Source organism: Afifella aestuarii (genome assembly GCF_004023665.1).
Lineage (GTDB): Bacteria > Pseudomonadota > Alphaproteobacteria > Rhizobiales > Afifellaceae > Afifella > Afifella aestuarii.
This window is the reverse complement of the sequence record NZ_SAUF01000002.1, coordinates 48,638-70,591: the sequence shown is the minus strand read 5'-3', so window position 1 is coordinate 70,591 and position 21,954 is coordinate 48,638. Positions and strand designations below refer to the sequence as shown.

General features: G+C 63.8%; 15 protein-coding genes. All 15 read left to right on the top strand.

Annotated features, from left to right (window positions below):
• The first annotated feature begins 1 nt into the window (after position 1).
• The 15 genes from rfbB to EO094_RS08610 all read left to right on the top strand — a co-directional run bounded on the left by rfbB (position 2) and on the right by EO094_RS08610 (position 21,943).
• Positions 2 to 1,078: a dTDP-glucose 4,6-dehydratase gene (rfbB, locus tag EO094_RS08680; protein WP_128291938.1), complete on the top strand. Its 1,077-nt coding sequence runs from the start codon at positions 2 to 4 to the stop codon at positions 1,076 to 1,078.
• Positions 1,075 to 1,977, top strand: coding sequence for a dTDP-4-dehydrorhamnose reductase (gene rfbD / locus EO094_RS08675; RefSeq protein WP_128291937.1), 903 nt, complete (start codon positions 1,075 to 1,077; stop codon positions 1,975 to 1,977). The genes rfbB and rfbD overlap by 4 nt, the downstream gene beginning before the upstream one ends.
• Before the next feature lie 68 nt (positions 1,978 to 2,045).
• Positions 2,046 to 4,265, top strand: a complete 2,220-nt coding sequence (locus EO094_RS08670; protein ID WP_205649879.1) for a glycosyltransferase family 2 protein — start codon at positions 2,046 to 2,048, stop codon at positions 4,263 to 4,265.
• A gap of 8 nt (positions 4,266 to 4,273) precedes the next feature.
• Positions 4,274 to 5,113, top strand: coding sequence for a hypothetical protein (locus EO094_RS08665; RefSeq protein ID WP_128291936.1), 840 nt, complete (start codon positions 4,274 to 4,276; stop codon positions 5,111 to 5,113).
• A 162-nt stretch (positions 5,114 to 5,275) separates the two neighbouring features.
• Positions 5,276 to 5,989, top strand: a complete 714-nt coding sequence (locus EO094_RS08660; RefSeq protein WP_164879603.1) for a sulfotransferase — start codon at positions 5,276 to 5,278, stop codon at positions 5,987 to 5,989.
• A gap of 122 nt (positions 5,990 to 6,111) precedes the next feature.
• Positions 6,112 to 7,191, top strand: coding sequence for a M23 family metallopeptidase (locus tag EO094_RS08655; protein WP_205649878.1), 1,080 nt, complete (start codon positions 6,112 to 6,114; stop codon positions 7,189 to 7,191).
• Between the two features lie 297 nt (positions 7,192 to 7,488).
• The gene (locus EO094_RS08650; RefSeq protein ID WP_164879602.1) at positions 7,489 to 8,175 is read left to right on the top strand and encodes an FkbM family methyltransferase; all 687 of its coding nucleotides are present in this window, start codon (positions 7,489 to 7,491) and stop codon (positions 8,173 to 8,175) included.
• Positions 8,176 to 8,322: 147 nt separating this feature from the next.
• Positions 8,323 to 9,549, top strand: a complete 1,227-nt coding sequence (locus EO094_RS08645) for a glycosyltransferase family 4 protein (RefSeq protein ID WP_128291933.1) — start codon at positions 8,323 to 8,325, stop codon at positions 9,547 to 9,549.
• A 101-nt stretch (positions 9,550 to 9,650) separates the two neighbouring features.
• On the top strand, positions 9,651 to 12,617 hold the full coding sequence (locus EO094_RS08640; RefSeq protein WP_128291932.1) for a rhamnosyltransferase WsaF family glycosyltransferase: 2,967 nt from the start codon (positions 9,651 to 9,653) through the stop codon (positions 12,615 to 12,617).
• A gap of 1 nt (position 12,618) precedes the next feature.
• A complete protein-coding gene (locus EO094_RS08635) occupies positions 12,619 to 14,778 on the top strand; it encodes a DUF6212 domain-containing protein (protein WP_128291931.1) in 2,160 nt (719 codons plus the stop codon).
• On the top strand, positions 14,778 to 16,838 hold the full coding sequence (locus EO094_RS08630) for a glycosyltransferase family A protein (RefSeq protein WP_128291930.1): 2,061 nt from the start codon (positions 14,778 to 14,780) through the stop codon (positions 16,836 to 16,838). The genes EO094_RS08635 and EO094_RS08630 overlap by 1 nt, the downstream gene beginning before the upstream one ends.
• Positions 16,839 to 16,878: 40 nt before the next feature.
• Positions 16,879 to 17,550 (top strand): sulfotransferase, encoded by a 672-nt coding sequence (locus EO094_RS08625; RefSeq protein WP_164879601.1) that lies wholly within the window; start codon positions 16,879 to 16,881, stop codon positions 17,548 to 17,550.
• Between the two features lie 25 nt (positions 17,551 to 17,575).
• The gene (locus EO094_RS08620) at positions 17,576 to 18,619 is read left to right on the top strand and encodes a hypothetical protein (RefSeq protein WP_128291928.1); all 1,044 of its coding nucleotides are present in this window, start codon (positions 17,576 to 17,578) and stop codon (positions 18,617 to 18,619) included.
• Positions 18,612 to 19,850 (top strand): glycosyltransferase family 61 protein, encoded by a 1,239-nt coding sequence (locus EO094_RS08615; protein WP_164879600.1) that lies wholly within the window; start codon positions 18,612 to 18,614, stop codon positions 19,848 to 19,850. Before EO094_RS08620 ends, EO094_RS08615 begins: the two co-directional genes overlap by 8 nt.
• Positions 19,851 to 20,614: 764 nt before the next feature.
• Positions 20,615 to 21,943, top strand: a complete 1,329-nt coding sequence (locus tag EO094_RS08610; RefSeq protein WP_128291926.1) for a calcium-binding protein — start codon at positions 20,615 to 20,617, stop codon at positions 21,941 to 21,943.
• Positions 21,944 to 21,954: the final 11 nt, after the last annotated feature.

Below are 21,954 nucleotides of genomic sequence, written 5' to 3'. Positions count from 1 at the left end.
GATGAGAATACTCGTGACGGGCGGGGCGGGCTTCATCGGCTCTGCGGTCTGCCGCCACCTCGTGCAGGAGGGCGTGGAGCGCGTCGTCAACGTCGACAAGCTCACCTATGCCGGCAACCGGCAGTCTCTGCGCGCGATCGAGAATGCGCCCAACCACGTTTTCGTTCAGGCCGATATCTGCGACGACACGGCGCTCCTCGACGTCATGAAGGCGGAGCGCATCGACGCCGTCATGCATCTCGCCGCCGAAAGCCATGTCGACCGTTCCATCGACGGCCCAGCAGCCTTCGTGGAAACCAATGTCGTCGGCACCTTCCGGCTTCTCAACGCGACGCTCGCCTATTGGCGAGAGCTTTCGTCAGAGGCACAGGAAAAATTCCGTTTCCATCACGTCTCGACCGACGAGGTCTTCGGCGACCTGCCTTTCGACAGCGGCATCTTCACCGAGGAGACGCCCTACGCGCCCTCTTCGCCCTATTCGGCCTCGAAGGCGGCGTCCGACCATTTCGTGCGCGCCTGGCACGAGACTTACGGGCTGCCGGTCGTCCTCTCCAACTGTTCCAACAATTACGGGCCCTATCACTTCCCGGAAAAGCTCATCCCGCTCGTCATCCTGAACGCGCTCGACGAGAAAGAGCTGCCGGTCTACGGCCAGGGCGCCAATGTGCGCGACTGGCTCTACGTGGAGGACCATGCGCGGGCGCTCGCCCTCGTCGTCGGCAAGGGCGAGATCGGCGAGAGCTACAATATCGGCGGACGCGCGGAACGCACCAACCTGTCGGTCGTCGAGACGATCTGCGATCTCCTCGATGAGCGGCGGCCGCGCGACGGCAACAAGAGCTACCGCGACCTCATCACATTCGTCACCGACCGTCCGGGTCACGACCGACGCTATGCGATCGATCCCTCAAAGATCGAGCGCGATCTCGGCTGGCGGGCCCAAGAGAGTTTCGAGACGGGTATCGCCCGCACCATCGACTGGTATCTCGAAAACGAATGGTGGTGGGGCCCGCTCCGCGCCGAGCGCTACAAGGGCGAACGTCTCGGCCATGCCCATCAGAAAGCGAAGGCCGGATGAGGATCGTCGTCACCGGCAAGGACGGGCAGGTCGCACGCGCCCTGATCGCAGCGGGCACCCGATCCGATGCGACCGAAATCATCGCCGTCGGCCGCCCCGAGCTCGATCTGGCGCGGCCTGAGACGATCGCGCCGGCAATCGCCGCCGCCCGGCCGGATGTCGTCGTCTCCGCCGCCGCCTATACCGCGGTCGACCAGGCCGAGGACGAGCCGGACCAGGCCTTTCTCATCAACGAGAAAGGTGCAGGCGAAGTGGCGCGAGCCGCACGCGAGCTCGGTGTTCCGATCATCCATCTGTCGACGGATTACGTCTTTTCGGGCGATGGCGCCGAGCCCTACGACGAGGCGATGGCGACGGGCCCGAAGGGCGTCTACGGCGCCAGCAAGCTTGCCGGCGAACAGGCGGTTGCCGCCGCCAATGCCAACCATCTCATCCTGCGTGTCGCCTGGGTCTACAGCCCCTACGGCAAGAACTTCGTCAAGACGATGCTGCGGCTTGCCGAAGGCCGCGATCAGCTTTCCGTCGTCGACGACCAGATCGGCAATCCGACCTCGGCCGAGGACATCGCCGACGCCGTTCTTGCAATCTCCCGGCACTGGCAGAAGGCCGGGGCCGCCCGCCCGAACGGGCTTTATCATTTCGTCGGCAGCGGCGAGACGAGCTGGTGCGGGTTCGCGCGAGAAATCTTCCGTGTGAGCGGAACGCTCTCAGGCCCGACGGCGGAGGTTGCGGCGATCACGACCGCGGAGTTTCCGACAAAGGCGGCGCGGCCCAAGAACTCCCGCCTCGACTGCCGCCGTTTCGCCACGGATTTCGGCCATGCGGCACCCCCCTGGCAGGAAAGCACCGCCCGTGTCGTGAACACCCTCTTGCGCGACCGAGATGGCTCGCCGAGCTGAGAGACGAGCAAAGCGCCCCGGCATGAGACCGGACCGGCGCAAGATGATCAAAGCGAGGAACCGAAAAAGTGCGCGCTGTTGACCTTCGACAGGATTGTGCGGCGTGCGAATATGTGAACGTTTCGGGCGCTGACGGCGCCTACACTGCGACCTCCGACGACCCGCAGATCCGCTTTCGGCCGGTCAGTCCGCTCGAGCCCGGCTGGTATCATTGCGCCTTTGAAATCTCGGGCAATTCCGTCGTCACACCGCAGATCGTCATCGACACGGGCAAGGGTTTTCTCGCCACTTATCGGGTAAGCCTCAAAAGCGAACGGTGGCGAAACCGCTTCTCAGCCGATTTCTATCTGCCCGAGCCGGCGAACGAGCTTTGCCTCTACCCCGCGGACGGCGCCGGCAAATTCGAGATCGGCCGCCTCCGCATCAAGCGCCGCAACCGGGCGGAAACGCTTCTCTTCTTTGCCAGCCACGCACTCCAGATTCTCTGGCGAGATCCGATGCGTCTTGTGCGCCGGTTTCGGCAATACTGGCATTATCTGCGCCGCCCGCATTTCGTGGGCGTGCGCACACCGTCGCGGCTGAGCCCCGGTGGCGGCAGCTATCCCGATTGGGTCAAGCGCTACGATTACCAGCCGGAGCGCGATCGCAAGAGGCTCGAGACGCAGATCAAGGCGCTCGAAAGGCGCCCCGTCATCAGCGTTTTGATGCCGGTCTACAACCCTCCGGCCGATCTTCTCGATGCCGCCATCCGTTCCGTCGAGGAACAGGTCTATCCGGAGTGGGAATTGTGCATCGCCGACGACGCGTCGTCGGATCCGGAGATCAGTCGCCGCCTCGAGGCATGGGCGGAGCACGATCCCCGCATCAAGGTCGTTCGACGAGAGATCAACGGGCACATCTCGGCCGCCACCAATTCCGCTTTCGTCGTCGCAACGGGCGACTGGATCGCCCTCCTCGATCACGACGATGTCCTGCGGGAGAATGCGCTCGGCGAGGTCGCCGTCGAAATCGGGCGCCATCCGGACGCTGAGATCGTCTATTCCGACGAGGACAAATTAGGCTCGGACGGGCTGCGCTACGAGCCCTATTTCAAGCCGGACTATTCGCGCGAGCTTCTACGCTCACAGAATTATTTCAACCATCTGACCGTGCATCGGGCGGAAAATATCCGTCGCGTCGGCGGATGGCGCGTGGGTTTCGAGGGCAGTCAGGATTACGACCTCAATCTGCGCATCGCCGAGATCGTCGCTCCCGCGAAAATCCGGCACATCCCCAAAGTGCTTTATCACTGGCGCGCGGTGGAGGGCTCAACCGCCATGGCCGGCGGGGAGAAGAACTATGCCTATCTTGCCGGCCAGCGCGCCCTTGAGGATCATGTCACACGCACCGGACTGCCGGCGAAGGTCGAACCGGCGCCAGGCGTGCCCTTCTACCGGCTGAAGCTCTCAGTGCCGGAGCCCCGCCCTCTCGTCAGCCTCATCATCCCGACGCGCGATCACGCAAAACTTCTGAGCGGCTGTATCGAATCGATCCTCACCAAGACCACCTACGACGCTTACGAGATCCTCATCGTCGACAACGGCTCCGTCGAACCTGAGACGCATCGCTATTTCGAGGAGCTGCGCGCGGATCCGAAAATCCGCGTCATCTCCTACGACAAGCCGTTCAACTACGCGGCAATCAACAATTTCGCCGCCGCCCAAGCGAACGGCGCCATTTTAGGCCTCGTCAACAACGACATCGAAGTAATCTCGCCCGATTGGCTCACGGAAATGGTGTCCTGGGCGGTTCAGCCGGATATCGGGTGCGTCGGCGCCAAACTCTACTATGCCGACGATACGATCCAGCATGCCGGCGTGATCCTCGGCATTGGCGGAGTTGCCGGCCATTCCCACAAATATTTCCCGCGCGAGGAGCCCGGCTATTTCGGGCGGCTCAAGATCCTGCAGAACGTTTCGGCGGTGACGGCGGCCTGCCTTATCGTGCGCAAAGAAGTCTATGAGGCTGTGGGCGGCCTCGACGAAGAGCATCTCGCCGTCGCCTTCAACGATGTCGATTTCTGCCTTGCCGTCCAAAAGCTCGGCTTTGCGAACGTCTTCACGCCCTATGCGGAGATGTACCACCTAGAAAGCATTTCGCGCGGCCATGAGGACAATTCCGAGAAACAGGCCCGATTTTTCGAAGAATCGCTCTACATGCAGAAAAAATGGCAACGCCTGTTGGCGCGCGACCCCTTCTATTCTCCCAATTTGAGCCGGGAGCACGAAGATTTCTCACTTCGCAGTTGATTGAGCCGATGCGCAAGCTCCAGGACCTGAAGAACGCTCTTCCGCTCTCACGCAGCACCGTGAAGGGCAGGACGAATAAAAAGATCGACAAGATCTTCTTCCTGCATATTCCCAAGACGGCAGGTTCAGCCTTCAACCTCGCCTTCCAAAAAGCCGTCCCCGACGGACGGCATTTCGAGCACATGGAGAGCCAGCGAGAACTCTTCTATTCCGTCGTAAGCGACGGCCAACCTTTCTACGCGTCCGGGCATTTCCCCTTTTCGAGAGTGCGCGACCTCGTGATGCGGCCCGACGTCTTCACCATCACGATCTTCCGCGAGCCGCTCAAGCAGCTCCTCTCTCATCTCAAATGGGTGAAGGCCTATGGACGGCCCGACGGTGAGGCCCGCCGTCATCTCATTCCGGAAAACATCGCCGAACTGTCGCTCGCCCTTTGGGAGACGGATCTCAACGACGTCGCAAGGCTCGAACCGATCCTTGCCTCGCCGACCGCCATCTCCCTCTTCGACAACACGCAGACCCGCTACATGACCCGCTCCATCGGCGGACGCATCGGTGAGGAGCAGGGCCGCTTTTCGATGGGACATCTGAAACATTTCGACTTCTTCTTCGCCCTCGACGACATGGCGACGGCACACAAAAAGCTCACCAGGAAAATCCCCGGGCTCGGGTCAATTCCGCGCACCAACGAGGCGATGCTGTCGGAGACAATCGATCTGCAGAACGGCGAAGTCCGGGATTTTTATGAGACCTTCGTACGTTTCGACCGGCAGCTTTACGACAATGCCCGGCGCCGCTCACGGCGTCGCTTTCTCGGCCTGGCCGAGGAAGAAGCGCAGAATGTATGAGGCCTGAGGGCTTGAACGAAGTTCGCGCAAAAACGCATTCTAGGCGGGCGGCGTCGGCAGGGCGTGTTTCAAAAGGTTCTCACCCGCTGGCAGCATCCTTCAAACACGGGGGCGCGCCGAGAGGCTCCGGCGCGTCGGTCCCGGAAAGATCAGGAGCCACGATTGCGATCGCTCGAAGACTATCTCCGGCAACCGAAGCTCGCGCGCTTTCCCTTCCTTTTCATCGTCACCTATGGCCGCTCCGGCTCGACCTTGCTGCAGGGATTGCTGAACGCGCTGCCGGGCTATCACATCCGTGGCGAGAACAACGCCGCCCTCGTCCCACTCTTCCGCACGCAAAGACGATTGCGGCACACGCGCTCTGAATGGGGAAACGAGGCGACCACGTCGGGGAGCCCGTGGTATGGCGCCGAGCTCATCGAGCCCGACATGTTCGTGGCCGGTTGCGCGGACGCCTTCTTTCGCTCCGTTCTGAGACCTTCAGTCGGCGCAAGATGCTGCGGTTTCAAGGAAATTCGCTACGATAGAAGGACGCTGAGCGACGGGGACTTTGTGCCCTACCTCCGGTTTCTCCGTCGAGCTTTCCCCGGTGCCGCCTTCGTTTTCAATTTCCGCAATGTCGAGGCTACGCTGAAGAGCGGCTGGTGGCCGGATTACGAGCCAGGCGATGCGGAGCGGGCGATCTCGGTCATGCGAACGCGCATGGGAGATTATGCCCGGGACCACCCCGAACATTCTTTCTCCTTCGACTATGACGCCGTCTGCCGCGATCATTCCTACTTCGCCGAATTGTGCGCCTTCCTCGGCGAGGAGTACGACCCAGAGCTTGTCGAGCGGGTCATGAGCACCAGCCACAGCATCGGCGGATCACGGTGACAGGCTTTCCCGCCTGGAACTCCTAAGATCGCGCTCGAAAGCGCGTCTTGCCGCTGCCTCAGTCACGAAGCGGTCGCATTTGCGACCTTTCTTCGGGCCGTCTCATCAGGAAAGGAACGCCCATGCGAGCGTGGCATGGCCATCTCTCCGTCGCCTCATCAAGCCGTGCGATGCCCGCTTTGACCGCAGTGGGGCGGCTTCGCGCTCCGGCGCTCGCACTCGTCCTTCTTGCGCCGCTCACCGCATCGGCGGCCGCCTTCGAACTCGAACTGCCTCTCGCCTGCACGCCTGGGACGGATTGTGTCATCCAGCATTACGTCGACCGCGACGGCACCTCGGGTGCGCATGATTATCATTGCGGCAGCCTCACCTATGACGGCCATAAGGGAACGGATTTTCGCATTCCGACGCTTGAGGCGATGCGCGAGGGGGTCAACGTGCTGGCAGCGGCCCCCGGCAAAGTGCTGCGCGTACGCGACAAGATGGATGATGTGTCCGTGCGCCGCATCGGGGTGGAGAACGTCAAAGGCTCCGAATGCGGCAATGGCCTCGTCATCGATCACGGCGACGGCTGGCAGACGCAGTATTGCCATATGCGCCTTGGCAGCATCGTGGTGCGGCCGGGCGAGCAGGTGGAAGCGGGCGCCGTTCTCGGGCAGGTGGGCCTGTCGGGACAGACGGAATTTCCGCATGTGCATCTTCAGCTGACCAAAGACGGGACGATCGTCGACCCGTTCAGCTACCAGCCGGATGTTGCCGCGATGGAAGGTAAGGCGACCTGCAAGAACGAAATCGCCGGCACCTCGCTTTGGGCCAAGGACCTCCAGGCTGACCTCGCCTATACGGCCGGCAGCATCCTCAATGTCGGCTTCAGCGACCGCGCAGACCTCAAGATGGTCGATATCGAAGGCGGCATGCTGCACGATCCCGATACGAGCGCGCCCGTCCTTGTCGCCTATGGCCGCGCCATCGGCCTTCTGAAAGACGACATACAGCACATGCGGATTACCGCGCCTGGAGGGCAGGTTCTGGTCGATCAGGCCGTCGACCCGCTCGAAGCCAACAAGGCCCAGGTCTTCGTCTTCGCCGGTCGCAAACGGCCGTCCCAGGGGTGGCCGGCCGGGCGCTACGAAGCCGTCTATAGTGTCGAGCGGGACGGGGAAACGATCATCGAGAAACCCTTCTCGGCAACGCTCGAATAGGGTTCTCAAAAAGAGGTCCCAGATGACAGTGCATCTGGGACCTACGGAGTCGGTCTCTATCTGGAGATGCCCCAGTATGACCGGATGCAGCCGGTTATGCCAGAGACAGTCTGCGTCTTTTGCAGACACGCGTCTGCAAAAAGCCAGTCAAATACGACACGCTGACATGGGTTGCACAGGAAAATGCACCCTGGGAAGACGTTCGGGGCGGCTTCGGCGACTGGTTGCCGCGGCGGGCGAGTGCGGATAAGCCGACCACCGACGCTTATTCTGCAGCGTGAGGACAAGGAGCGAGAGATGCAGCCGGCCACGAGCCCGGAAATCGTCGAATGCCGGGGTGTCCGCCTCGACCTGTCGCATCCCCTTTTCACCGAAAAGCTGCGACGGGCCGTCGAGCGCGGCTGGTATGAAGGCGCGGAGGCGCGGGCGAGCGAAATCATGGTGAGGCCGGGCGATCGCGTGGTCGAATTCGGCGGCGGCTGCGGCTTCATCTCGAGCTTCATGGCCCTTACCCATGCCGACATCACGATCGAGTGTGTGGAGGCCAATCCCGAGCTTCTGGCCCTGATCGAACACCATCACCGTTTGAACGGCGTCACCTGCGCGACCCTCCACCACGAGCTCGCCGCACGCGAGGACGGCACGGCGGACTTTTACGTGACCAGGGATTTCTGGGCCTCGTCGACACGGCCGGGAGCGGAGGCGCGTCGGGTGGAGGTCCCAGCACGTGCCATCTCCAAGCGTCTCGATGAGTGGGACCCGCAGGTCGTCGTCATGGATGTGGAAGGCGCCGAGCTGGAGCTTCTCGCAGACCCGTTGCCGTCCAAGCTGCGCGCGCTCGTCCTTGAACTTCACCCGGACATTTATGGTCTGCCGGGCGTCAAAGCCGTTATGGACGGGCTGTCGAAACAAGGCTTCGCTTACGTACCGGAAGCCAGCGAGCATGCCGTCACCGCCTGGGCACGGGTCGACGCTCTTGCCTAGCTTGAGACGAGCGGCTTTCCGGCGCCTTTCCAACCTGCATGTTGACAGCGCAGCCGCGCCCCCGCATTGCCTTCATGCAGGGTTCGAAAACCCCGTTTCCGGCACGACGCCTGACTTGCCAAGCACCTTTTCGGATTTTCCCGCCTCATGAAAATACTCTTCCTGCACAACAATTTTCCTGGCCAGTATCGACGTCTCATCAACTTCTTGAAGGATGACCCGCTGGTCGAGGACATGATCGCGGTTACGCTGGAGACGAACCAGCAGAAGTTTCCTCTGAAAAAGGTCCTGTACAAACCGCATCGCCCGGTGACAAAGGGCATTCATCCCGCGGTCGTTTCTTTCGAATCTGCCGTCATCAATGCGCAGAACGTGTTTCAGAAACTCGTCAGCGTGAAGCAATCCGGCTGGAAGCCCGACATCATCTGCGGCCATTCCGGCTGGGGCCCGACGATGTTCCTGCGCGAACTGTGGCCGGACACACGCATGCTCACCTATTACGAGTGGTGGTACAATTCGACGGGCGCTGATACCGACTTCCTGCGCCGCGAACCCGCCCCCTATGACGAGCGCGTGCGCATGCAGATGAAGAATGCGCCTTTCCTTGCCGATCTCTCGATCATGGATTGGGGGATTTGTCCGACGCGGTTTCAGCACAGCCAGTTTCCGGCCATGTTCCGCGACAAGATCGAGCTTCTGCACGACGGCGTCGATACGGATTTCATGTGTCCGGACCGCTCCGACACGCTCACGATCGGCGACAAGACGTTTCGGGCGGGCGACGAGATCGTCACCTATGCCACGCGAGGCATGGAGCCCTACCGCGGCTTTCCGCAGTTCATGGAGGCGGTCGCCAAGCTGCAAAAGCGGCGCCCCAACATGCAGACGATCGTCGTCGGCAGAGACCGCGTCGCCTACGGCTCCAAACGCTCCGACGGCAAGACCTACAAGGAACATGCCCTGGAGACGCTCGATCTCGATCTGAGCCGCATCCACTTTCTCGATTTGGTGCCGTTGGAGAAGCTGCGTACGGTCTTCCGCATCTCCTCCGTGCACGTCTATCTCACCGTGCCTTTCGTGCTGTCATGGTCGATGATCGAAGCGATGAGCACCGGCGTGCTGCTGCTTGGGTCGGACACCGCGCCCATCCGGGAAATGATCGAGGACGGCAAGAACGGGCTCCTCGTCGACTTCTTCGATTCCGACAAGATCGCCGCGCGGATGGAAGAGGCGCTCGCCGGCCAGCAGAAGCTCGTGCCGTTGCGCGCAGCCGCACGTCGCACGGTCCTGGAGCGCTATGCCATGAAGCATCTTCTGCCCTGCCACCGGCAGCTCATGGTCGATGTCGCCTCTGGCGCCAAGACCTGTCGCTGAGCCGGTCGTCCTTTCGATTTGGCGCGACCTGTGCCATCCATCCGAGCCACACAGCCACATTATGCCGGCCTGGCATTTCGTATTGCCCTGGGAGCGCGTTCGTGAACGCCACACTCAAGCGGACTTTGAAACGCTATCTGCTGCCCTTCACGGGATCGATGCGGCTCCTCAGGGCGCATCCGATCCTGATGAACGGGCAATGGTACCTTGAGAACAATCCCGATGTGGCGCGCGCCGAGATCGACCCGATCGAGCATTTTCATCGTATCGGCTGGAAAGAGGGGCGCAATCCGTCGGAGCATTTCGACGTCACCTATTATCTGACTGCCTACCCCGACATTCGGGCCGCGGAGATCAACCCTCTCATCCATTACCTTCAGGTCGGCTGCACCGAAGGCCGCAACCCCTCGCCCACCTTCGACGCTGCCGCCTATCTGCGTGACCACCCCGACCTCTCGCAAAAGAAGCTCACGGCCTACGAGCAGTTTCTCGTCGCCACCGGCCGTGCAGACGTCGAACGCGAGCCGATGACGATCCCGCGCGGCGCTTATGACGAGATTTCGGAAAGCGGGCTTCTGCACGAGACCTGGTATCGCGGGAAATATCCCGACGTCGTCGCCGTGCCCGATCCGCTTCGACATTACATCGACTGGGGCATCCGCGAAGGCCGCAGCCCCAATCCATATTTCGACCCGTCCTGGTACACGAAGGAGCACCGCTACGCGCTGCGCGGCCTGCCTCCGATACTGCACTATCTGCGCCATGGCTGGCAGAATGGCTGCGACCCGTCGGCGGCTTTCAGTCTCACGCATTACAGCGACCTCACCGGCTGGTCGCCACGCGACGGGGAGCCGATCGCGCGCTTCATGAAGGAGGGGCTGCCGCAGGCGCCCGCGCTCAGGCCGGTCGATCCCGCAAAGCCCGGGCATCGCATCAATCTCGGGCGACGGGACGCGCATTGCTGCAAGGGAAGCTTTCTGCGTTACCCGCTGGATCACCGGCCCGCCGAGACCGCCGATGCGCATGGCAGTTTCATACCGAACCGCCTCGTCCTGCATTGGGTGATCCCGGATTTCGGGACCGGCGGCGGCGGCCATATGACCATCTTCCGGATGGTGCGCGCCCTCGGTCTGCGCGGTCACCGCCAGACGGTCTGGATCCATAACCGCGATCCGAAAGAGCCGCTCGACGGGGCCTACGACGACGTCGTGCGCCATTATCAGACGATCGATGCCGACATCCGCCTCATCGACGAGGAGGGTTTCGTCGATGCTCAAGGCGATGTCGTCATCGCGACCGACTGGGCGTCGGTGTGGCCGGCCCGTTCGATGCAGCACGTGAAGCGCTGCTTCTACTTCGTGCAGGATTACGAGCCGTTCTTCTTTGCCCGCGGCGCCGAAGCGCTTTTGGCGGAAACCACCTATCGAAGTGACGTCGATTGCCTGTGCGCGAGCCCGTGGCTGTCACAAACGCTTGAGGAGAATTTCGGCCGCTGGACGCGCCATTTCCACCTCGCGGCCGATCGCGATGTTTATTATCCGGCAAGCCCGCGCTCGGCGCCTGCCGCCAACGCGGAAGCGCTTCCGCGGATCGCGCTTTACGCCCGCCGCTTCACCGCCAGGCGCGCTGTCGATCTCGGCCTTCTGGCGCTCGAGGTGCTGGCGCGGCGCGGACACGAATTCATCGTCGATTTCTTCGGTTCCGAAGAGCCGATCGAGACAGCGCCCTTCCCTTTCGTGCAGCATGGGACGCTGCCGCCGCAGGAGCTCAGCCGGCTCTACCGTTCCGCCACGATCGGCGTCGTCTTCTCGGCCACGAACTACTCGCTCGTTCCGCAGGAAATGATGGCCTGCGGCCTGCCGGTGGTCGAGCTCGATGTGGAAAGCACCAAGGCGATCTATCCCGAGGGCGTGGTGTCGCGCGCGGGCGCCAATCCCGACGCTCTCGCCGATGCCATCGAAGCGCTGCTCTTCGATGGCGAGCGCCGCGCCACACAGGCGCGCAAGGCCCTCAACTGGGTCTCCCAGTTCAGCTGGGAAGGCGCTGCCGACGTCATCGAAAAAGGCATCGTCGACCGGCTTCAGGAACTCGGGCACGCCCGGCTTGCGCCGGGGGTCCCGCGGGCCACACCGAAAGCCTCCGTCGTCATCCCGACCCTAAACGGCGGGCCGCTCCTCCTCGACGTCATCGAGCGGGTGAAGGCGCAGAAGCTGCACGAGCCGTTCGAGATCCTCGTCATCGACAGTGGCTCGAGCGACGGCACGATGGAGCGCATCGAGGCGGACGATTCGGTCATGCTGCACCGCATCGACAAATCGGAGTTCGGCCATGGCCGCACGCGCAATCTCGGCGTTGAGCTGACGAGCGGCGATTACATCGCCTTTCTCACCCAGGATGCGCTGCCGACGAACGAAGGCTGGCTCGCCAATCTCGTGATGATGCTCGACCATTATCCGGATGCCGCCGGCGCCTTCGGTCACCATCTCGCCTGGGAAGCCGCGAGCGCCTTTACCAAGCGCGACATCGACCAGCATTTCCGGCAATTCTTCGAAATGCCGCTCGCCGTCTCCAAGGATCTCGATCCCGCACGCTACGCGGCGGGCGACATCCAATGGCGGCAGCAGCTGCATTACTACAGCGACAACAATTCCTGCCTGCGGCGTTCCGTTTGGGAGAAGATCCCTTATCGCGACGTTCCCTTCGGCGAAGACCAGCTCTACGCCGAGGACATCGTCGCGGCCGGCTATCAGAAAGTCTTCGCACCGAATGCCATCGTCTATCATTCGCATGATTACGACGAAGCGGAGACCGAAGAGCGTTCGATGATCGAGGCGCGGTTCTTCTACGAGCATTTCGGCTACGTCCTCATGGAAGATGCCGCCACTCTCGAGAAGACGCTCGCCGCCCTCAATGCCGCCGACACCGCCTGGGGACGCACCCACGGGATCGGCGACGAGGAGATCGCCTATCGGCACAAGCTCAACAAAGCCCGCCTGAAGGGCTATCTCGCCGGGGGCCCAGAGGCTCAGGGCCATCTCGAGCGGTGGCGCAGAAAGAAGGTCGCCTGACGTGCCGGATCCGACCGCCTTTTCCAGCGGGATTTTCGTCGATCCCGACAGCGCCCAACAGATCTTCGGAGCGTCGAGCCAGGTGTTCGTCTCCGAAAGCCTTGCCGAACGTCTCGGAGACCTGTCGCATCTTCCGACTTCCGTCACGCTGTTTGATCAGGATGGCCGGCTCAGATCCTCAGGATCGCATCCGGGCGCGGCCGCCCATGTCCTCATCGACGCCATCCCGCACGGCGTCTTCCTGATTGCCTGCGGCGACGGCGAACAGGAGATCGCGGCAAAGCTCGTCGGCTTGTTCAAGCGGCACGACGCGCGGCCCGTCCCCTCTCTTGCCGTCATCGACGCGACCGAGACCGATGCGGCGCTCTTACGCTTCACCCATGCGCTCTTGCCGGCGATGAGCCATCGCCTCGCCATCCAGGAAGAGGTCCTCGGCCGGCGCGAGAGCGAGCTTGCCGAGATGCGCCAGCACGCCGAGTGGCAACAGCTGCAGCTTCGCCTCGGCCGCGAAATGGTCGAGGCGCTCGGCTATTCCACACGCATGCTCGCCTATGAGGTGCCGGACGGCGATCGCACGATCGGCCCTGGCGGCGACGTGGAGGCGACCTCGCTCGTCCAGCGTTTGCCGGTCGATCTCGCGGGCATCAATGCCGTCAGTCTTTATGTCGTCACGCCCAAGAAGACCTCCGGCCAGATCATCGTCACGCTCGGGCCCCCCGATCTGCGGCAGAGCCTCGCCCGGGCGGAGATTGCCTCTACGGATTTGAAGGCCGGCTGGAACGATATCGTTCTGGAAAAGGCCGTCGGTCCGATCCACGGCGATGGCGTCCTCACCGTCTCCTTCCTCCGAGACGCAAAGGTCGCCGCACCGCTCCTGTCGCTCACGGACGAGACGACCGACCGTTTCGGCCTGATCGATCCCGACAGCGCGGGTTCGCTCGCGCTCAAAGTCTGGAAGGGCCTTTCCACCGAAGCGTTTCCTGCAGCGAACCGTGCGGCTTTGCGGATCTCCCGTGCCCCGCTCGATACGGCGGGGCTCTCTCGTCGGCTGCATTATATCTTCGGCGCCGCCGAAGAGGCGATCCTTCGGCAAACCAGCAAGGGCGGCCCACTTTCGGCAACCGACAGCAATGGTCAGATCGGCCTGCGCACCCTTCCTGGAAAGATCGGCGGCTTCCGGCTTGCGGATGCCATCAAGCCCGGCACGCTCACCGTCTCCGTCGATCTCGCGCGCGCCGCCGACGATGTAGATGAAGAGATCGAAACCGCCATCCTCGCGATCCCGAGCCAGGACCTCCTTCTGCGCGATGCGGACGAGCTGCGTCAGGTCGTCGAAGCGATCTTCGCGCAGGATGCCGGCACGACAGCGAACCTGCCGGCCTCGCTCACCCGCCGCCTGCCGAAGGCGACGCGCACGACATTGCGGCTGACATTCACAGGCCCGACCGAGCGGCCGATGGACGTCGTCCTGGCACTCCGCAATTCCTCAGGCGTCGAGATCGCATTGAGCGCATCGCACATGGAGGTCGAAAAGATCGAGGCGCTGCGGAGCGAACTCGAACCGCCCTTTGCCCGGCGCATCCCCTTCGCGGAACTGAAAAGCCGGATGAGCTACATGTTCGGCGACAGCGAAGGTCGCCGCGCATCCGAAGGCCTCGGGTTTTCGGTTTTCGAGATCTCCGACGTCGAAAACTTCATGCAGACGCATCCTTTGCCGGACGGCCTTTCGGGGGCGCGCGGTGTCGGCATCCTGCCCGAAGGACTCGTTCGTGTCGGCGCGCGGGTGATGACGAGCCACCGTCTGGGACCCGATGCGGAATACGGGCTGTTACTTATCGAGCGCGGTGCGGGCGAGGAAGACCCCGCCGCCTTCGCCGGGGCGATGGAGCGCTTCGTCGAAGACGGCGACACCGCCCGGCCCGATTTCGTCATCGCAGCCGCGAAGGTGAACACGAAGCCCAATGAGCGGCACGATTTTGCCATCGAGCTTCAGACGCCGCTCGCACAGCCTGCCGACCTTCTATGCACCATCCGCAGTCTTTCCGGACATATCAGCTTTGCCTGGTGCCGCTGGTATGGGCTGGATCTCACGGTCGCCGGCAAGGGCGCGCATCGCCTTGAGCTCACCGGTGGCAAGGCAAAGCCTCGTTCGGAGAAGTGATGCGGGGCCCGCTCCTCACCGGCAATGACGGGCCGTCCAGCTTTCGGCGGATCGGCGTCGTCGTGCCGGTCTACGGCCATTCGCGCTTTGCCGTCGAAGCGGTGAAAAGCGCCTGCGAGCAGATGCTTGCGACACCCCATGTGGTGGCCGTCGTCGACGACGGCTGTCCGAATCCGGAAACCCAACATGCGCTGACGGCCTGTCGGGCGCGCTATCCGGGGCGGGTGATCAGCCTGCGCCAGAGAAATGGCGGCCTGTCGGCGGCCCGCAACACCGGCGTGCGCACGCTTCTGGGGCTCTTTCCGGATACCGACGCGATCTTCTTTCTCGATGCCGATAACAGGCTGGAGAATTACGCACTTGCCGCCTATGCGGCCGCCCTCGGCGCGGAGGACAGCGCCGGCTGGGCCTTTCCGGACGTGCACGCTTTCGGCCTGACGCCCATGGTCGACGGCGTCGATGTGCGCGAAACCACGCTCGCCGATTCCGCGCTCCGGCATCGCCGCGGCAATATCAGCGAGGCGGGCAGTCTGGTGCGGTCCGAGGTCTTTCGCGCCGGTGTCTTCTACGACGAGACGATGAAATTCGGCCTCGAAGACTGGGATTTCTGGCTGTCGGCCCGCGAAGCCGGCTTTCACGGCGTGCGTGTCACCGATCCGGGCTTTCTTTATCGCGTGCGTCCGGAAAGCATGGTCGCGCAGTCGCGCCGCCAGACCGACGAGATCATGGCGGGGATGCAGCGCAAGCATTCCGATCTCTTCGCCCGCTCGGCGATCCTTGCCGACGAGCACGAGGAAGCGCCGCGTTTCCTGATGGCCGACCTTGAGACCGGCGAGATCCGGGCGACATCGGACCCGCTTTTGCCCGGCCGCACATTGACGTTGCGGGAAGCAGCGACCCTCTTCGAAAAGCATCTCTCCGGCATTCACGAGCACGACGTTCCGCCGATTCTCGTTGCCCATTACGGGCGCGCCGCGGCCGACATGGAATGGCCGCAGCATCTGCGCAGCCTCTTCTTCGAAGCACTGGCAGAGCCCCTTTCCGGCCCGCACATCCTTTTCATTCGTGCCGCCGATCATGCGAGCCGCTTCATCGGCGACACGCGCCGCGCCCGCAAGGACATCGAAGCCGCCGAGGCTCTCATCGCGCTCATTCCGCTCAACGAATTGTCGCGGCTCGCCTTCGAGCGACCGAAGCGGCCGGGTCTCGCACTGGTCCGGGACGTGACACGGGTCGAACATTGGAGCCTGCCGACGCTCGAGCAGGTGCCGCCGTTTGAGAGCCATGTCGGGCGCAAGCGGCGGATTGCGCGGCTTTCGGCCCTTCTGAGGCCGTTCACACGCGTGTCGCAGGTGCGCCCCCTCCACCATGCGAGCCGGTTCTATCGCGGCCCGATCGTGAAGGATGTGCGTGAGTTGATGGCCGACGATCTCTGCGGCTACGCGCCCTTCAAGCCGTTCCCCTTCATCGCGAGAGGCCGGGAGCGCTGCCTCGTCGCCGTCGCGCCGGCAAGCCTTGCCGATGAGGCGCTGCAGGACGCGTTCGGCCGCTTCTGCGAGCGCCTGTCGCGGGCGGGCCTGCGCCTGTCGCTCGCGCTCGACGGACAGACGGCAAACCCGGCCTTCGCGCGCGCCGCACGGGCGGCCGATTTCGAAAACATCCTGCTCGATCCGGTGCCCGCGCCGCCGCCGTCCGATTTCGGCTTCATGGGAAGCGACATCCCGGTCCAGGATCCCTCCAAGCATGCGCGCCTGATGGCGCTGGCGCGCGGCCATGACGCCCTCATCACCTTCGGCATCACGGATTTTCTGCCCTTTGCCGGAGAGGCCAAGGGCGACAAGATCTTCACCATCCTCGCCCTCGACGACATCCTCGTCGAACGCGATGCCGTTCGGGATCGGGATCCCGTCACCGTCGCGGCCGCCTATGAACACGCCCATCACGTCATCGCCGCCGGCGCGAAGGCGCGCAAAGCGCTTGCCAATTGCGGCGTTCCGTCGAGCCGCCTCGTGCCCACGGAAGCGCTCGCCTTCACCATCAAGAGCCGGCTCGCCCGTTGATGCGCCGGCCGTCCCATTCGCTGAACCCGCGGAGACCCCTATGACTGCCAGGCCCGACTTCGAGAAATTCATCGTCATCGTCACCTATGGCCGCTCGGGCTCCACGCTGTTGCAGACGGCCCTGCAGACAATCCCCGGAGCGATGATCCGGGGGGAAAACAATAACCTTCTCTATCCGCTCTTCCGGGCGTGGAAGCGCGCCCACAACACACGCTATAATCAGGGACAGACGCCGATCCCCGCGCACGGGCCATGGTACGGCGCCGACGAAATCGTGCCGCGCCGCTTCGGCGAGGAACTCGCCGGCCTCTTCGTGCGCGAGATTCTGAAACCCACGTCGCAGACACGTGTCCTCGGCTTCAAGGAAATCCGCTTCCACGATGCGGAGCCCGGCGAGATGCCGGAGTTTCTCGATTTCATCCGCGAGTTCTTCCCGCCCTGCCGGCTCGTCTTCAACACGCGGCGCGCCGCCGATGTCGCGCGCTCCTCGTGGTGGAAAGATGTGGAAACCGAAAAGGTAATGGAGATGGTGGAGGATCTCGACCGGCAGTATGCGGATTACGTCGCCGCCCATTCCGATACGAGCTTCCTCGTGCGCTACGACGATTACGTCAAAGACCGGGCGAGCCTGCGCGCCCTTTTCGACTTCCTCGGCGAAGCCTATGACGAGGCGGCGATCGAGGCGGCCTTCGCCCGCCGTCTGCCGCATTGAGGCACGACCCGGAAAACCGCTCCTGATGCGCGAACTTCTTCTGCATATCGGCCACCCGAAGACCGGTTCATCGACGCTCCAGGCGTTTCTCGCCCGCAATGCGGAGGAGCTTGCGCGCCGGGGTCTCTTTGTCGCCGGCGGGGATCTCGGCTTCGATCCGCACAACAAAGTCTCCGGCAATCCGCTGCATTATTTCCGCGCCAATGCCGGGATCGCGCCCGAGGCTTTTGCGGACCATCTGCGCACCAGGATGGCGGCGATTACGGCGCCCGACGCCCGCTTCGTTCTCTCCACCGAGATCCTTTTCAATCCCGGCCATGCGGCGCTCTTCGTCCCGCTTCTCGGCGAGATCTCGGTGCGCGTCGCCTATTACATCCGCCGGCAGGACCGCGTGCTTCTCGCCGCCTGGCGGCAATGGGGGCTGAAGCGCGGGCTGTCTCTGCCGGAATTCATCGCCTACCGGATGAACTCCGGGCTTCCCGATTATGAAGCGACGATCACCGAATGGAGCGGGCTCGCCGGCGAAGACGCGCTCCACCTGCGCTTTCTCGATCCGCGATTTCTGACGCGCGGCGATCTCTTCGCCGATTTCGCGGAGTTCCTCAAAACGCCGGCCGAAGGCCTCGCCCCGGTCGCCAATGAGAATGTCAGCCCGGACGCACGGCTGCTGCGCTTTCTCTCCCGCCATTCTGGCCTCTTCGAGAGCCTCGACGACGACCGGCCGATCGACGTTTTGACGATGGGCCGTTCCGGCGACGGCGCGGAAAAGCTGAAGCTGCCAAAAAGCCTCTTCGATCTCGTGCGCCGCCGCTACGAAGTGCGCAACCAGGAGATCCTCGCCCGCTTCATGCCGGACAGGACGGGGCTCGCCGTCATCGACGAGGCGGATGCGCCGATCGAGGAGGCGGAAGCGTCCGCCGGGGCCGAGGCGCGCGACGCCGAACATGTGACGGCCCGGCTCGTCGATCTCGTCTCCCGCCAGGAGAGGACGTTGCAGGCCTTGCGGACACGCATCGAAAAGCTGGAGGCCGAGCGGACGCAGGATCCGGATGGCCGCACACGTGGCTGAGAATGCCGCAGCCATCTTGCGCGGCCTTGCCGGGCGCGAGGTCGCGCCGGTGCGGGCGCCCGATCTCTGGGCGCAGCCCGGCATCTGGTATCCGCTCTCGCCGCGGCTGCGGGCCAAGGCCGTTGCGGGCGCCGCACCGCTCGGCGATGAGGGGCCGCGGCTTGCCCTCGGTGCGCCACCCGAAACGGAGATCGAGCGCCAACCGCTTCAGGCGCGGCCGCGCTATGTCGTTGCGGGAAAGAACGTCCTTCTCGCCGGTCAGCGGGCGCTGATCGATCCGGGAGATCCGGACATCGCCGAGAGCGGCGCGGCGGAGCCCGTCCTCGTCAACGACGTTCTCCTTCTCCCCGCGCCCTTCTTCGATCAGTCTCGCCCGCTGTCGGCCTTTCCACGCGAATTCCGCATGACGCACGGGGTGAGCCGTGCCGGCGAAAGGCTCGGCATCTCGGCCGACGCCCACCTTGCGCCGCCGATCGAAACCCCGGTGGTCGCACTCGGCTCGACCGAATCGCGCAACTACGGCTCCTGGCTTTTCCGCATCCTGCCGAAGCTCCTGCTCCTCGATGAGATCCCCGAAGCGGCGGGGCGCGCGCTCCTCATGCCGATGGAGGCGGAGTGGATGCGCGAGATCGTGGCGGCCGCCGCGCCCGGACGGGACGTCATCGCGCAGGACGTCACGGCGATCACGCCGCTTGCCGATTGTCTCGCCCCTTCGCTTGCCGCCCCCGGCAACGTGTTTCCGTCCGCGCTGCGCCGGGCTCTCACGGGCTTTGCGGCGCGGCTGGCCGGCCCCGCATCCTCGGCGCGCGGCGCCGGGCGCCGGCTTTATATCTCGCGCCGAAGCTGGTCGAAGACGGCACCGCGGCGCATTCTTATGAACGAGGACGAGATCGTCACCCGCCTCGGCACCCTCGGCTTTGAGGAGATCCGGCCCGAGACCCTGCCGCTCGGCGCCCGCATCGCGGCCTTCCAGGAAGCCGAGGTCGTCATCGGCCCGTCGGGCTCCGGCCTCTTCAACTGCGTCTTCTGCCGGCCGGGCACGACGATCCTGGAGCTCGAGCCGCATGGCGGCTTCCGTCCCATGCATCAGAGCCTTTATCGCAGCCTCGGCCTCGCCCATGGCTTCCTGCGCGGTGAGATCGTGTCGCCGGGCCCGGCACCGGCCCATCCCAACTGGCGGATCGAGGCGGAGGCGGTCTTAAGAATCGCAGAGGCGTGCGCGGCGCGCTGAAAACACCGCCGACAAGGCACCCGAAACGGCGGAAAAGCCGCCTGCGCCTGCCGCTTGACATGATGCAGACGGGCAACACTTCCGCGCCAACGCACCGGCGAGATGTTGAGCCGCAGGCCGGCCTCAGGGATGGCGCAGCGGAAGGCCGCACGGGCCGCCGCCCTTCGGGAGAGCGGGGGCGCCGCGGTCCCGCCGGGCCATCGCTCCACAGGCTCTCAAGAGCCAGATCGCCGGATCGGCAGGTCCTGCGACGCCCCGCCGCCTTGCATCAGCGACAGACCGGCGAAAGACGTGTCGCATCTGCCACACGCCGAGAACCGCGCTCCACACGTTTGTTTTCCAAGGACTTAGGGAAGCGCAGAGACGTCATCCGCCCGTCGGGCGACACCAGCGGCGGCGAATGGGCGAAGGAAACCGCGGCGTACCACAACAGCTCTGCAAAGGCTGGCCCGAAACCTGCCGCGCCGCACGAGAGGCGCCCGCCGACAGGCAAAGGCGCGACCATTCTTTTCAGGTACTCTTAAGTTTCTTTAAAAGAAGCTTTCCCGAGCTGGCGTTTTCACTTAAGCCCTTTCTACGACGCGACAATTGCATTTTAGCAACCCCCGCGGAAATTTATCCGCCGTGGCTTTCGCAGGTTGACACCGATAGGGGCCTCCGCAATAAGCTGCGGTCCGCGTTACCCTCCGCCGCGGCGCAAACATGGCGTGGGGATGGGGATACAACACACGCGCGTGTTTTGAAGCTCTACTGGAGAGACACACATGGCTACACTTACTGGCACGTCTGGCGCCGATCAGATTAACGGCACCAGCGAACAGGATACGATCTACGGCCTGGCCGGCGCCGACACCCTCACCGATGGTGCCGAATCCGACATCATTTACGGTGGCGACGGCGGTGATTCCATCGTCGGCGCGAACGACGGTGTTGGTGATACCGTCATCGGCGGCGAAGGCGACGACCAGATCGACTTCACGGCTGACGCCGGCGGCTTCGGCGTGACGGGCGGAATCTCCGAGATCTACGGCGGCGAAGGCGCCGACACGCTGAACGCTAGCGGCTCGTCGCTCAGCTTCATTCTCGGCGGCGGCGACGGTGCAGACAGCATCCTCGGCGGCGACGGCGCCGACACCATTTATGGCGGTGCTGAAACCGATGTCATCACGGATGGCGACGGCGCTGACATCATCTACGCCGGCGCTGGCGATGAGACCATCGACACCAGCGGTGATACGGATGCCGACACGGTGTTTGGTGCCGACGGCGACGACAGCCTGACCGGTGGTGCAGAGGACCTGATCCTCGGCGGTGCTGGCGACGACGTGCTGGTCGGCGGTGAAGCCTTCGGTGGCGAAGGTGCCGATACGGTTACCGCAGCAGCAACCGGTGGTGAGATCGGCGGCGGTGACGGCGCAGACAGCCTTATCGGTGACGCAGGTGCCGATACGATCTACGGCGGCGAAGGCTCCGACGAGATCATCGGCGGCGGCGAAGCCGACGAGATCTACGGCGGCGCGGGCGTCGACACGATCACGCTCGACGGCGACGACACTGCCTTCGGTGGTGCCGATGCCGACTCGATCGTTGCTGGCGGCAGCGACAACGTCATTTATGGCGGCGCCGGCGGTGACTCGATCGGCGGCTCCGGCGGCTCGAACGAGATCGGCGGTAACGACGGTGACGACACCATCATTGGTGCTGATGCCGACACGATCTACGGCGGCTCCGGCGACGACGCGATCACACTGGAAGACTCTGTGGTTGCCTTCGGCGGTGAAGGCGCTGATACGATCAGTGGTGCGGCTGCCGAGTTCGGCGATGCCACGGTCACCGGCGGCGCCGGCGATGATGTCTTCGACTTCACCGCGGATTTCGGTTCCGGCTCTGGTTCGACCGACACGATCACCATCACCGACTTCGATGCGGATGGGAACGACGTCCTGCAGCTGGACTCCGGCGACACGGTGTCCGCAACCGCGGATGGCGATGACTATGTCCTCACCATCACTGATGGTGACGGCGACACGCTGACCGTAGTTCTCGAAGATACAAGCACGTTCAACCTTTCGGACGACATCAACTACGTCTGATCCCTCCGGGG

Excerpts from the sequence above, each read along its gene's own strand:
- rfbB (WP_128291938.1), top strand. The coding sequence starts at position 2 with ATGAGAATACTCGTGACGGGCGGGGCGGGCTTCATCGGCTCTGCGGTC.
- rfbD (WP_128291937.1), top strand. The coding sequence starts at position 1,075 with ATGAGGATCGTCGTCACCGGCAAGGACGGGCAGGTCGCACGCGCCCTG.
- EO094_RS08665 (WP_128291936.1), top strand. The coding sequence starts at position 4,274 with ATGCGCAAGCTCCAGGACCTGAAGAACGCTCTTCCGCTCTCACGCAGC.
- EO094_RS08655 (WP_205649878.1), top strand. The coding sequence starts at position 6,112 with ATGCGAGCGTGGCATGGCCATCTCTCCGTCGCCTCATCAAGCCGTGCG.
- EO094_RS08650 (WP_164879602.1), top strand. The coding sequence starts at position 7,489 with ATGCAGCCGGCCACGAGCCCGGAAATCGTCGAATGCCGGGGTGTCCGC.
- EO094_RS08645 (WP_128291933.1), top strand. The coding sequence starts at position 8,323 with ATGAAAATACTCTTCCTGCACAACAATTTTCCTGGCCAGTATCGACGT.
- EO094_RS08630 (WP_128291930.1), top strand. The coding sequence starts at position 14,778 with ATGCGGGGCCCGCTCCTCACCGGCAATGACGGGCCGTCCAGCTTTCGG.
- EO094_RS08625 (WP_164879601.1), top strand. The coding sequence starts at position 16,879 with ATGACTGCCAGGCCCGACTTCGAGAAATTCATCGTCATCGTCACCTAT.
- EO094_RS08620 (WP_128291928.1), top strand. The coding sequence starts at position 17,576 with ATGCGCGAACTTCTTCTGCATATCGGCCACCCGAAGACCGGTTCATCG.
- EO094_RS08610 (WP_128291926.1), top strand. The coding sequence starts at position 20,615 with ATGGCTACACTTACTGGCACGTCTGGCGCCGATCAGATTAACGGCACC.